Genomic DNA, 12,737 nt, shown 5'->3' with positions numbered 1-12,737 from the left:
GCGGATCACGGTAGGCGAGGGCGCGTCGGTCGCGGGATCGGCCGAACGGTCGAACGGCCGAACGGGCCGGGCGGCCGCCGCGCGAAGCCTGGCCGTATGGCCGAGGCGCGTGCCCGGGCCTGCGGGCGAGGGTGGAGCCACTTCCTCGACTGAGCCACTTCCTCGGACGGAGCGGCTCGCTCCCCTCGGACCTCGGACCTCGAATCACCAGGAGATACGTGATGCAGCCCAGCACGTTCCTCGTCGGCGTCGTCGGCGGTGCGACCTTTCTGGTCGCCGTCGGTGCCGTCGGCACCCATGTGCTCGCCGGGACCGAGTCGACCACCGGGCTCGACCGGCAGACCACGGTGACGGTCGACGGCCACAAGGCACTGGCGGGCACGATCGTCGCGGGCCGGACGGCGAGCAAGTTCCACCCGCTGCCCTGGGTCGGCGAGAAGCTCTCCGACGTCACCTGCCCGACCGGCCTGAAGGCCGTCGCCGGCGCCACCATCACCTGCACGGGCGAGAAGGGCGACGGGGAGACCGTCGACATCCCGGTGAGCGCGGTCAAGGCCACGGACACGTCCGTCACCTGGAAGTTCGAGCGCTGAGAAGGGCCTGGACCGGTGCCGCGTGTACGCCTGCTCCGGCTGACCGGAACCCCGCTGCGGATCCTCGACCGGGCCGGGATCCGCAAGACCGTCCTCCCGCTGGTCGTCCTCGCGGGCGGCACCACCGCGATGGGCGTCCACGGCTCCTACCGCTTCAACAAGCTGGTCTCCGACACCTCGCTCAACACCACCGGCGCCGTCCAACTGGCCCTCTGCGTGCTCGTCGGCGCCCTGGCCATGTTCGCCGCGATCGCCACCAGCAAGCCCCTGCTCCGCAAGGTGACGACCGACCCGGCCCAGACCGCGGACTGACCACCACCGGCCACCGGGACCACCGAGCGGCCCGACGTTGCGTTCAGCGTCGGGCCGCTCGGTGGTCCCGGGAGGGGTGGGAGGCGCTCCCGGCGTCAGCGCAGGGTGAAGAAGATCATGGGGTTGTCCCGGCTGCTCTTGACGGGGTTGCCCAGGGCGAGGCTCCGCTTGACGTCGTTCAGCCGGTCATGGATCTCGGGGGCGTGCGCTCGGGAGGCGGTGAAGTAGGTGTTCTCCTGCTCGGCGAGCCAGCGCAGGACGACCGAGCCTTCGGTGAACGGCAGGGCCCTGCGGCCGTGGAAGACGTCGTGGACGCAGACGGGGATGCCCGGTCGCATGCGCGGCATCAGGTGCTGGATGTACCAGCGGGCGAAGCGTGCGGAGTGGGCCGCGTCGATGAAGAGGAAGTCCGCGGTGTCGGGGATCTTCTCCAGGTTCTCCCGTGCGTCGCCCTGGGTGAAGGTCCAGCGGCCTTCGGAGAGTTCGCCCGGTACCTCGTGTACGACGTGGTCGACGATGTCGTACGAGTACAGGTGGCCGGTGCCGTTGTCGCGCAGGGCGCGCAGGATCCAGGTGGTGGACCAGCCGTGGAAGGTGCCGATCTCGACCACCGTCTCCGGGCGGGCCTCGCGCAGGAGGAGGTAGGTGATCTCCGCCTCGATGTCGTCGAGTTGGGCCTTCATCGAGACCGGGGGCGCGAGCAGCTCACGCTGCATCTCACGGGCCCGGTCCAGGTCGCGGGCGTAGGTGCGGTAGAGGAGGCTGATGTGGCGGAAGTCGAGGGGCTGGTGCAGCATGCGGCGCGCTCCGTGTGGTCGTGGTCGGGCGCGGTGATGCTGGGGTGTGGGTATGGGGCCACGCGTCACACCCAGGTGCCAACTTCGGTGTCACACCTGGGTATGACGTCGGTACGGCGATGGGTCAGGCGGACGTTCCGGGGACGACGAGACCGGACTCGTAGGCGAGGACGACGAGTTGGGCCCGGTCGCGGGCGCCGAGCTTGGCGAGCAGGCGGGTCATGTGGGTCTTGACGGTCTGCTCGGCCACCACCAGCGTCGCGGCGATCTCGGTGTTCGACAGGCCCCGCGCGACCAGCAGCAGGACCTCGGACTCCCGTGGTGTGAGCCCGTTCAGCCGCAGGCGGGCCGTGCGCTGGACGACGGGGCGGCGGCGGGTGACGTCCTCGATGAGGCGGCGGGTGATGGACGGGGCGAGCAGCGCGTCCCCGGCGGCGATCACCCGGACGGCCTGGACGAGTTCGGCGACCGGGGCGGCCTTGAGCAGGAAGCCGCTGGCCCCGGTGTGCAGGGCCTCGTAGACGTAGTCGTCGATGTCGAAGGTGGTCAGCATGAGCACCTTGGGCCGGTGGACGACGCCGGGCGGCGGGTCGAGCAGCCGCCGGGTGGCCTCCAGGCCGTCCATCTCGGGCATCCGTACGTCCATCAGCACCACGTCGGGGTGCGTGCTGCGGCTGACTTCGACACCGAGCCTGCCGTTGGGCGCGTCCCCCACGACGTCGATGTCACTCTGCGCGGACAGCAGCGCGGCGAACCCTGAACGCACCATGTCCTGGTCGTCCACAACGACCACACGAATGGTCATGCTCTCTCCTCGTTCCGTCGCCCCGGCGAACCCGTCCGCCGCCCGGGTCACCTGGTGGCCGCGTCTGTCGCCGCGGCCGGCTGGGCCGCTGTCCGGGCGGGCTGTTCAGGTGGCGGGGTCCGCGCGGGCCGCAGGTCGACGGCGAGCCACTGCGACGCGATCAGCGCGGCCACGGCCAGCGCGGTGACCCGCGCCAGGTGTCCGTTCGCACGCGTACCGCCGAGCCACGCACCCGCCCGGCCGGCTCCGCTCCGGCTCCCGGCGTCACCTGCCCCAGCCATGCCCGGTTCCCTCGCCATGCCCGGTTCCCTTGTCATCCCGCGCCGTCCCGTTGTCGTCCCGCCAGGTTCGTCACCTCCGCGTGCCTTCGCGGAAGCCGGGCTTCACTCTCCCGCCGCGACGGGGAGCCCCGCCTCGGCCGAACGGCCACAACTCACAACGCCCGGACGACATGGTCTCGGCCGAACGGCGGATGAAAGGGCGACCACGGGGCAGGGGCAACGGCTACTGGGCAGGGAAACGGCGTTGTCCGCCTCGCCCCGGCCATCCGGCGCACTCGCCGATCCTGACCATACGGCTGCGGTATAACCGGATCATGATTTATCACATCGTTCCGCTCGACGAGTGGAACACCGGCCCGGACCAGCCGTACGCCCCCGCCTCCCTCGCCGAGGAGGGTTTCGTCCACTGCTCCCCGGACGAGCAGACCACGCTGGCCGTCGTCAACGCCTTCTACTGCACCGGACCCCGGCCCCTGCTGGCGTTGCTCCTCGACGAGCACCGGCTCACCGCGAGGTGCGTATGGGAGGCCGCTGCTCCCGCCCCGCCGCCCGGGGTCCCCGAGAGCACCTTGTTCCCGCACGTGTTCGGGCCCATCAACCGCGACGCCGTCGAACGCGTCCTGGAGGTCCGGTGGGACGACGAGGGCCGGGCGACGGGACTGGCGGACGCCGGCTGACGCTCGGAGGCGGACGCGCAGGTTCTGAGCAACCCCCGTCGCGGCCGGGGCTGACACCCAGGCCGGCGATTGGCAGATTTGGATCAGTTCTGACGGCTGTCACCAGGCCTTACGGAGGCCGCGAGTGAGTCAAATCTGCCAATTCCTCCATGCCTCCACCGGTCAAGTTCGCAGGCCCGGGTGTTGCCGCAGCGGGTCTTGCACTCGGCCTCGGCTGCGTCGTGCCACGCCATGGGACGGGAAGCCGACGTACGTTCCGAGGGTCGGCGGTACGAAGGTGACGTTCCGTCTGCCATAGGCACTCAACGCTGAGCAACCCTCTGGCCTTGGTTCGCATCCTCCTCTCGGGGATGCAAGAGGCGCCGGGGAACCCTGGGACGACTGGGGTGCCCGGGCGCAAGAGCCAACCGGAGGAGGAGCGTTGAAGCGTGTCCGGCGCACGATGGTCGCCGCTGCGGCGTTATGCGCGGTGGTGGTGGGGTCACCAGGGGTGGCACAGGCTCAACCGGCCGCCGATCCCATACCGCCCGCCGCGCCATCGGCCGAGTCGGCTGACTCGTCCGACTCGGCTGACTCGGCCGACCCTGACGGCAGCCTTCCGGAGGGCTGGCGGATCACCGGCACGGGGGCAGACCGACATTCTTTGACCTGGCAGTCGACCGCACCGGTGCCCATGGGGGACGCCGCCGTCGAGTTCTATGCGGGAGACCGGCTCCTCGGGCGGCCCAGGGCGGAGGACGACCAGCGGACCTTCAGCCTTGAGCTCGACGGCGTAAACCTCGGGTCGGTGACGGAGTTGCAGGTGAGGGCCGGTGGGCGCCGCCTGGACCGGGATGAGACGGAGGACGGGGCGCAGAGGCGGCGTTCCACGGCGGCGGTGAAGCCGTCGGCCCCGCTGCCGGCCAGCCCCGTGGACCCCGGTGTTCCCGGCCCGTACCGGACGGTCAGCGGTGAGTACGAGCTGAAGTCGGTGCAACTGCCCGGCTTCCCCGCGCCGGTGGAGATGCGCGCGGCGGTGGTGGCGCCGACCGGAGCGCCGGGCCGCAGGCCGCTGGCCCTGTTCCTGCACGGCCGTCACGCCACCTGCTTCACCGGCGAGGGCGACGAGGGCGAGATGCTCGGCGAGTGGCCCTGCCCCACCGGCTCGAAGCCGATACCGAGCCACCGCGGCTACCTGCACGACCAGAAACTGCTGGCGTCCCAGGGCTATGTGACGGTGTCGATCTCCGCCAACGGCATCAACGGGCAGGACTACCTGGCGGAGGACGGCGGCGCGCAGGCCCGCTCGTCCCTGGTACGGCAGCACCTCGCCCGCTGGGCCGACTGGGCGGGCGCAGGGCGGGGCGCGGCACCCGAGGTCGTACGGAACACCTCACGGGCCGACCTGTCCCGAGTGCTCCTCGTCGGACACTCGCGGGGCGGCGAGGGCGTGAACCGGGCCGCGATGGACAGCCTTGCCGAGCCGCCCGCCGACCAGGACGGTTACCAGGGACCGGTGCGCTGGAAGATCCGCGGGAACGTCCTCATCGGCCCCACCGTCTTCGGGCAGAACCCGGCTCCCGAGGTGCCGTCGATGACGATCCTGCCCGGCTGCGACGGCGACGTGGCCGATCTGCAGGGTGAGATCTACGTGGACGGCACCCGCGGCGTCAGCCGTGGCGCCGCCCTGCACAGCGCGGTCTACATGGTGGGCGCCAACCACAACTTCTTCAACAGCGAGTGGACACCGGGCCAGGCCGAGGCACCGTCCTTCGACGACTTCTGGAACGACGAGGAGGACCCGGACCCGGTCTGCGCACCGGGCACCGCGACCCGGCTGACCGCCGAGCGGCAGCAGGCCGCCGGTTCCACGTACATCGCCGCCGCGGCCCGGCTGTTCGTCGCCGGCGACGACCGGGTACGTCCGCTGCTGGACGGCTCGGGCGTGCGGGCGCCGTCGGCGGGCCCGGCGCGTGTCCTCACCCACGCCGTCGGGGCCAGGCGCACCGCCGGGTTCCTGCCGGACGAGTCGGTGACGGTGGACGGCGGCCGGCTGTGCGCGCAGGTGGACCCCGACCCGGCGACCGCCTGCCTGGACGCCGACGGAGCCGGCCGGTCACCGCACTTCGCCGAGTGGGAGACGTCGCCGGAACCGGGCCGCCACGCCGTGGCCCTGGACTGGTCGGCGCCGGGTTCCGCGGTACGGGTCCAGCCCGCGCGGCCGGTCTCCGTGGCCGGAGCCGAGGCGCTGGCCCTGCGGGTCATCGTGCCGCCGAACACCACCGGCACCCGCATGGACGTGTCCCTCACGGACACCACGGGCCGTCGGGCGACGCTCGGCCGGGTCCGCGTCGACGGACTGCCGGGGGCCGAGCGGACCTCCTCGTACTGGGCGCGGGAGGTACGCGTACCGCTGACGGCCGCGGCCCGGGCCGGACTGGACCTGAAGCGGGTGAAGGCGCTGGAACTGACCCCCCGTAACCAGTCCGGGCAGGCATGGCTGATGGACGCCTGGGGCTGGCGCCCCGGCATGGCGGCGGTCCGCCCCGCCACGCTGCCCCGTGTCGACGTCGGCCGGCTGACGGTCGAGGAGGGCGACTCCGGAGTACGGACGTACCGAGTGCCGGTGCGGGTCTCCGGCCACGGCAGCGGCCAGGTCCGGCTCTTCACCGTCGACCCCCTCACGGGCGAGGCCGCGTCCCGGGTGGTGACGGTGCGTCCGGGCGGCAACGGCATCGAGGTGCCCGTCGAGGTGCACGGCAACACCCGCTTCGACTACAGCACGTCGCACGACGTGCTTGTGAAGGCGGTCCGTGGCGCCGTGGTCGGCTCCCATCGCGGCGGCGTGAACGTCGAGAACGACGACCCGATGCCCACGCTCGGTGTGACGCCGGTCGCGGACCGGGTCACCGAAGGGGAGAGCCTGACCTGGCGCATCACGCTGTCTGAGGCCGCCGACACGGGCATCTGGGTCGACACCGCCTTCCTGCCGGTCGACGGCGGCGCCGAACTGTCCACCACGGACCTCGACCCCGACTGGTTCGAGGAGAACGCCGGTGAATCGCCGAGCCCCTCCCGACCGCTGTCCGAGGTGGAGTCGTTCTACCTGCCCGTCTGGATCCCCGCGGGCGAGCTGTCCACCGAGGTGACCGTACCCACCGCCGTGGACGGGGTGAGCGAGCCGGAGGAGTCCCTGCGGATCCAGCTGTCCACCTGGGACGAGAACTGGGAGCCGCAGGAGGGCCCGGTGCTCACGGGGACGGTGCTCGACGCGCGGTAGGCCGTGAAGACAGCGGCTGAGGAGTGGTGAAGGGGGTGTACGGGCACTTGAGTGTCCGTACACCCCCTTCACGGTCCTCGCGGGCCTGCATCGGGTTGCTTTGCGCCGTGGCCGTAACGGTGTGCCGAGTTGCCGGTCGGCGCCGGGTGGGACGTGCGATTTGCCACACATTTCCTTGAGCCCCCTGCGATCCCTACCTTTCCCATAGGAAAGGTGGATACAGTCTGCCGCATGGATTTCTCGGGACCGGTCATTGTGGCGGGGGCGTTCGTGGGGCTCGCCGTGGGACTCACGGGCATGGGCGGCGGAGCGCTGCTGACCCCGATCATGGTGATGGTGTTCGGCGTGAACCCCACCGCGGCCATCGGCAGCGACCTGGTCACGTCCGTGGTCATGAAGCCGTTCGGCGCGCTCGTGCACCAGCGCGCGGGCACCGTGCGCTGGGACATCGTGCGCTGGCTGCTGCCCACCGCCGTCCCGGCCGCGTTCGGCGGCGCCCTCCTCCTTCAGATGCTCGGCAGCGGAGAGGAGTTGCAGGAGCGGGTCAAGTACGTCATCGGCGGGGCCCTCCTGCTCGCCGTCGCCGGCATGCTCAGCCGCCTGTGGCTCGACCGCCGCCGTGGTACGGGTGCCGAGGACGCCGAGGACGCGTTCGTACCCGTCCGCCCCGTGGCGACCCTGGTGATCGGCCTGGTCGGCGGGATCATCGTCGGCATGACCTCGGTCGGCTCCGGCTCCCTGATCATCGTCATGCTGATGCTGGCCCACCCCCGCCTGAAGGCGAACCACCTCGTGGGCACCGACCTCGTGCAGGCCATCCCCGTCGTCGCCGCGGCGGCCGCGGGGCACCTGCTGGTCGGGGACGCCCAGTTGGGCCTCACCGCGACCCTGCTGATCGGCGCCATCCCCGGTGTCGTCCTGGGCGCCGTCGTCTCCACCCGGGTCGCCGGCCCCGCACTGCGCTGGGTCCTCGCGGTCCTGCTGACGGGGTCCGGCCTGTCGATGCTGCAAGCCCCCACCTCGGTCGTCCTGCTCGCCAGCCTGGGCATCGCTGCACTCGGCGTCGTCACCACCGTACGCACCCGCCGCGCCGCCGAGCCGGCCGTACGTACGACCCCCGACGAGCCGGAGAACGAAAGCACCGCCGTCCGCCGGTGAGGGCGGCCCGGGGCTTCGCCCACGCTGTCTTCATCCGACGGACTGCCTTGGGACGGAGCGCCCGTTACGGCGTCCGCCCGCCGGTCCCGATCTCGGTGCGCGAGGTGAGGTCGGGCGAGGTGAGGTCGCGTGACTGCGCGACCGGAACGTCGGACGGATAGAACTGGGCGTACCAGCGGCGCAGCGCCTTGATGCCCTTCTCGTGCGGAAGCAGGACCGGGCGCGGCTGGTGGACCTTGTGATCCCAGATCCGGACCTCCTCGCGCACCTCGGCGAGGGCCTCCGCGCGGAAGACGAGCTTGAGCGCGGGCGTCAGGAACGGGAACCGGGCCGACTTGCGGACGTAGTACAGCATGCGCAGCTCGCTGGTGCGGTCGTCGACGGGGGTGGTGAGGGCGACGGCGGTCACCGAGAGGACGGGGCCGTGGGCGCGGACCACCATGACGCCCGGCCCGTACATGAACGCGTCGAAGGTGTTGTCGATGTCCCAGCCGAGAACGCGCCGCCGGATCCGGCCGCGGACCTCGGCGAACGGACCGTCCGCCCGCCAGTCCTGGACGGGAGGTTCGCTCTGGCCGTGGATGAAGTGGAAGTGGGACTCGTCGACGATGTTCTCGCGCATCTCCTGGACATGGATGCGTGCGCGGCAGGTGTCGTCGATCGGCTCGGCGAAGTCCCTGGACCCCGTCTCCGGGATGTCCGGCACCTCCCACGACGGCTCGCCCGGGCCGGTGTGGACGAAGACGAGCCCGCTGTGTTCGCGGACCGGGAAGCCGCCGAGGGACACCTTGGGGGTGCGGGCCGCGAACGGGGCCTTCACGCACCGGCCGTCCGCACCGAACCGCCAGCCGTGGAACGGGCACTCCACCGCACCGTCCACGACCTTCCCGCCCGCGCCGAGATGCGCGCCGTAGTGGGGACAGTGCGCGTCCCGTACGGCCGCCTGCCCGTCGGCCCCGCGGAACGCGACGAGCGCCCGTCCGAAGTAGTGCAGGCTGACGACCTTCCCCGGGCGCAGCTCGCCGCTGCGGAGCACGGCGTACCACCCGTACGGAACGGAGGGCATCGGATAGTCGTCGGCTCGCGGATCGCGTGGCAGGGTCGTGAGGTTGTCATGGCTCCGACGTAAGCGCATGCGCTGATGCTAGCGGGTCGGTCTGGTCGGGCCGGATCATCGGGTACGGGTACGAGTAGGGGTGTGGGCACGTATACGGGTCCCACGTCAGCAGCCGCGAGGCGGCGGTGCCGTGCTCTGGCGCAACACGAGCCGCGTCGGGACAAGGGTGGTGCCGTGTTCCGTCGTGTCCTGGCGCATCTTGCTGAGGACTCCCTCGACGCAGCGTCGTCCCACTTCGGCGAAGTCCTGGTGGATGGTGGTGAGGGGAGGCAGGAAGGACGCGGCCTCGGGGATGTCGTCGAAGCCGATGACGCTGACGTCGTCGGGGACTTTCCGGCCGCGTTCGTGCAGGGCGCGCAGCAGGCCCAGTGCCATCTGGTCGTTGGCGGCGAAGACCGCCGTGCAGTCCTGCCGGCCGGCGAGCCGGAGCCCGGCCCGGTAGCCGGATTCCGCCGACCAGTCGCCGCGTACCAGGGGCGGTGGGACGCGGCCCGCCTCGGTGAGGGTGGTGCGCCACGCGTTGGTACGGCGCTGGGCGGCGAAGGAGTCCTCGGGTCCGGCCAGGTGCCACACCGTGTCATGGCCGAGGTCCAGCAGATGCCGTACGGCGTCACGGGCCCCGCCCGCCTGGTCGGTGTCGACGACGGTGTAGCGGTCGCCGGCGTCCGAGTCGGCCACCACGACCTGGACGCCGGGCGGCAGCGAGACGGTCGCCGCGTCGAGCAGATGGATCTCCATGATGACGATGACGGCGTCCACGGCAAGCTCGCCCAGGCGGGAGAAGGCGCCGTTCACCTCGTCCTGGGTGGGGACGGCGACGGGGAGGAGCGTGACGGCGTACCCCTGCTCGGCGGCGGATGTGGCGATCGCCTCCAGCGTGCGGATGTTCCCCATGGTGGAGAGGGAGAAGGTGATCACGCCGAGGGTGCGGAACTCGCCCCGTCTGAGCGCCCGTGCGGCGCTGTTGGGCCGGTAGCCCAACTCCCGCATCGCGGCCAGGACCTGACGGCGGGTCTCCTCGGTCACCCCGGGGAAGCCGTTGGAGACACGGGAGACCGTCTGGGAGGAGACACCGACGAGGCGGGCGACGTCGGCCATGGAGGCGCCCTGCCGGGGGCGGGCGGCGCGCTTTCTCGTACGGCCGCCCGTCTGACGCACGTCCACGGTCTGGCGCGTATCCACCGTCTGGCGCGTATCCAACGGCGCGCTGTCCCTGTCAGGTGTGTCCACCCTGCCCCCAGCCTCCTATCCCTATCCCTATCCCTCAGCCCTCTGGCCGCACAACTTTCGGTCCTGGACGACTCCTTGACCGTCGAGATTCGGACAGTGTAGACATCACGCCACCGAATGTTTACGTAAACATCCAGCCGGAAACGCATCAAGCGGCCCTCGATCTCTGTGTCACGCCGGGACGCGTGGCACGCAGAAGAGTTGGAGTACTCGGAGATGGCACACCGCACCCGCAAGAGAAGGCTCCTGGGGGCCATCGGCATCACCGCCCTCGCGACCGGGACCGTTCTGGCCACCACCGCACTGCCGGCCGCGCACGCCGAAACGACGACCGCCACGGCCGCCACGACCGCCAACGCGTCGGTCACCGTCCGGCCCGACCCCTCCTACAAGCAGGAGCGGTTCCAGGGCTGGGGCACCAGCCTGGTCTGGTTCGCCAACGCCACCGGCGGCTACCCCGACGAGATACGCGAGAAGCTGGCCCGACTCCTCTTCGGCGACGACGGCCTCGCCCTGAACATCGCCCGCTACAACATCGGCGGCGGCAACGCCCCGGACGTCGAGGACTACCTCCGCCCCGGAGGAGCGGTCGAGGGCTGGTGGAAGGCCCCGGAGGGCACCACCCGCGAGGACACCGACTGGTGGGACGCCGAGGACCCCGCCGACTGGAACGAGAACGCCGACGCCACCCAGCGCTGGTGGGTGGACCGCATCAAGAACGACATCGACCACTGGGAGACGTTCAGCAACTCGCCGCCCTGGTTCATGACGGCCAGCGGCTACGTCTCCGGCGGCTTCGACGCGAACGCCGACCAGCTCAGGACCGAGTCCGTCGACGACTTCGCCGCCTACCTGGCGGGCGCCACCGAGCGGCTGGAGAAGGCGCACGGCATCGAGGTCGACACCCTGGACCCGTTCAACGAGCCGAACACCGGCTACTGGGGCACCCGGCTCGGGCCGGACGGACAGCCGACCGGCGGCCGACAGGAAGGGGCCCACATCGGTCCCGAACTCCAGCAGAAGGTCATCCGCGCGCTGGCCCCGGCCCTGGAGAAGTCCCGGACCGACGCGGAGATCTCCGCGATGGACGAGACCAACCCGGGCCTCTTCGCCACGAACTGGAACTCCTACCCCCAGGAAGTGCGCGACCTCGTCGGCCGGATGAACGTCCACACCTACGGCACCGGCCAGCGCACCACCGTCCGCGACCTGGCCAAGGCCGCCGACAAGCCGCTGTGGATGAGCGAGGTCGAGGGCGACTGGGGCGACGGCCAGAGCTTCACCGACATGCGGCCCGGCCTCGGCCTGGCCCAGCGCATGGTCGACGACCTGCGTGAACTGGAGCCCCGCGCCTGGGTGTTCTGGCAGCCCGTAGAGGACTACGACAACATGAAGCCCGGCGGCGAGTCCGCGAAGGGCGGCAACTGGGGCGAGATCCAGATCCCGTTCGACTGCACGGCGCAGGACACCCTGGAGACCTGCCCGATCTACACGAACACCAAGTTCGACACCGCCCGCAACTTCACCCACTACATCAAGCCCGGCGACCGGCTGATCAAGACCGACAGCACCTCCAGCACCGCCGCGCTCTCCCGGCGGGGCGACCGGGCGACCGTCGTCCACGTCAACAGCACCGCCGAGGCCCGCGACGTCACGCTCGACCTGTCGAAGTTCGCCCGCTTCTCCTCCCGCGCCACCGTCACCCCGGTGGTGACCAGCGCCGACGGCAAGCTCGTACGGCAGAAGGCGGTCCGCGTCACCGGCAAGCAGGCCACCCTCACCGTGCCCGCCCAGTCCGTGACCTCCTTCCTCGTCAAGGGAGTGTCCGGCGTCGCGAAGGACGCGGCCGAACTGCGAAAGGGCCACACCTACCGCCTGACCGGCGTCCAGAGCGGCAAGGACCTCGCCATCGCCGACAACGGCACCGGCCTCGTCATCAGGAACACCGACACGGCCGACCCCAGCCGTCAGCAGTGGCGTCTGGCCCAGATCAGCTGCGACACCCCCGGCGCCGACAACCGGAAGCGGTATGTGTTCACCAACACCGGGGAGGGAAAGCGCCTGGCCATCCGTGACGGTGCCCTGGTGGCCGAGCCCGACGAGGGCCGCCGCGACGGCGCCGCCCAGTGGATCATGTCGACGACCGGCGACGGCACCTGGACCCTCGTCAACGCCGCCACCGGCCAACTCCCGGACGTCTTCGGCCAGTCCACGAACGACGGGGCCATGGTCGGGGTGTGGTGGCCGAACTCCGGGTCCAATCAGCGGTGGAGGGTGAGTGAGGTGACGGGTTAGGGCGGTTCACGGGCCGAGTAGCACTTCGGTCCGGTCGGGCTTGGTAGCGCCTCGTCACGAGTACCCGTCCCTCTCCCAGTCCCTGTCCACGACGTCACCGGCCGGCCGCCGTACCTCTGACGCTGTTGGCGAAGTCCGGCCTGTGGCGTGGGCGGACCGACGAGTGGACCATGTGTGGCGGTGCCCGACTCGGAAGCGTGAACACTTCGGCCC

The 12,737-nt window shown here is 71.1% G+C and carries 11 protein-coding genes; 6 read left to right on the top strand and 5 right to left on the bottom strand.

All coding sequences use genetic code 11. The features are described from left to right. The first annotated feature begins 221 nt into the window (after positions 1-221). Positions 222-593: a DUF4333 domain-containing protein gene (locus tag ACWD3C_RS42685; RefSeq protein WP_451153158.1), complete on the top strand. Its 372-nt coding sequence runs from the start codon at positions 222-224 to the stop codon at positions 591-593. A 15-nt stretch (positions 594-608) separates the two neighbouring features. Then, positions 609-905, top strand: coding sequence for a hypothetical protein (locus tag ACWD3C_RS42680; RefSeq protein WP_451153156.1), 297 nt, complete (start codon positions 609-611; stop codon positions 903-905). Between the two features lie 95 nt (positions 906-1,000). Here ACWD3C_RS42680 and ACWD3C_RS42675 read toward each other — a convergent pair whose 3' ends face one another. From ACWD3C_RS42675 to ACWD3C_RS42665, 3 genes are all read right to left on the bottom strand, one after another. Continuing rightward, complete coding sequence (locus ACWD3C_RS42675) at positions 1,001-1,702, bottom strand: class I SAM-dependent methyltransferase (RefSeq protein ID WP_451153154.1); 702 nt, start codon at positions 1,700-1,702, stop codon at positions 1,001-1,003. 124 nt (positions 1,703-1,826) lie between these two features. After that, positions 1,827-2,507: a response regulator gene (locus tag ACWD3C_RS42670; RefSeq protein ID WP_451153152.1), complete on the bottom strand. Its 681-nt coding sequence runs from the start codon at positions 2,505-2,507 to the stop codon at positions 1,827-1,829. Between the two features lie 47 nt (positions 2,508-2,554). After that, positions 2,555-2,788 (bottom strand): hypothetical protein, encoded by a 234-nt coding sequence (locus ACWD3C_RS42665; protein ID WP_451153150.1) that lies wholly within the window; start codon positions 2,786-2,788, stop codon positions 2,555-2,557. Positions 2,789-3,102: 314 nt separating this feature from the next. Between ACWD3C_RS42665 and ACWD3C_RS42660 the strand changes: the two genes are divergently transcribed. The 3 genes from ACWD3C_RS42660 (at position 3,103) to ACWD3C_RS42650 (ending at position 7,882) form a co-directional block, all read left to right on the top strand. Next, positions 3,103-3,465, top strand: coding sequence for a DUF952 domain-containing protein (locus ACWD3C_RS42660; RefSeq protein ID WP_451153148.1), 363 nt, complete (start codon positions 3,103-3,105; stop codon positions 3,463-3,465). A 442-nt stretch (positions 3,466-3,907) separates the two neighbouring features. Then, positions 3,908-6,724, top strand: coding sequence for a hypothetical protein (locus ACWD3C_RS42655; RefSeq protein ID WP_451153190.1), 2,817 nt, complete (start codon positions 3,908-3,910; stop codon positions 6,722-6,724). Positions 6,725-6,955: 231 nt separating this feature from the next. Continuing rightward, on the top strand, positions 6,956-7,882 hold the full coding sequence (locus ACWD3C_RS42650) for a sulfite exporter TauE/SafE family protein (RefSeq protein ID WP_451153146.1): 927 nt from the start codon (positions 6,956-6,958) through the stop codon (positions 7,880-7,882). Positions 7,883-7,946: 64 nt separating this feature from the next. Here the strand turns inward: ACWD3C_RS42650 and ACWD3C_RS42645 are convergent, their stop codons facing one another. Then, complete coding sequence (locus ACWD3C_RS42645) at positions 7,947-9,017, bottom strand: Rieske 2Fe-2S domain-containing protein (RefSeq protein WP_451153144.1); 1,071 nt, start codon at positions 9,015-9,017, stop codon at positions 7,947-7,949. An 87-nt stretch (positions 9,018-9,104) separates the two neighbouring features. Further along, positions 9,105-10,097, bottom strand: coding sequence for a LacI family DNA-binding transcriptional regulator (locus ACWD3C_RS42640; protein WP_451153188.1), 993 nt, complete (start codon positions 10,095-10,097; stop codon positions 9,105-9,107). A 348-nt stretch (positions 10,098-10,445) separates the two neighbouring features. Here ACWD3C_RS42640 and ACWD3C_RS42635 point away from each other — a divergent pair, with 348 nt between their 5' ends. After that, positions 10,446-12,524 carry an RICIN domain-containing protein gene (locus ACWD3C_RS42635; protein ID WP_451153141.1) on the top strand — a complete coding sequence of 693 codons (2,079 nt, stop codon included), beginning with the start codon at positions 10,446-10,448 and terminating at the stop codon, positions 12,522-12,524. Positions 12,525-12,737 lie beyond the last annotated feature (213 nt).

It is taken from the genome of Streptomyces sp. NPDC002845, from assembly GCF_053591955.1.
Note: the sequence above shows the minus strand (reverse complement) of the source record. Positions and strands in the feature narration are given on the sequence as shown.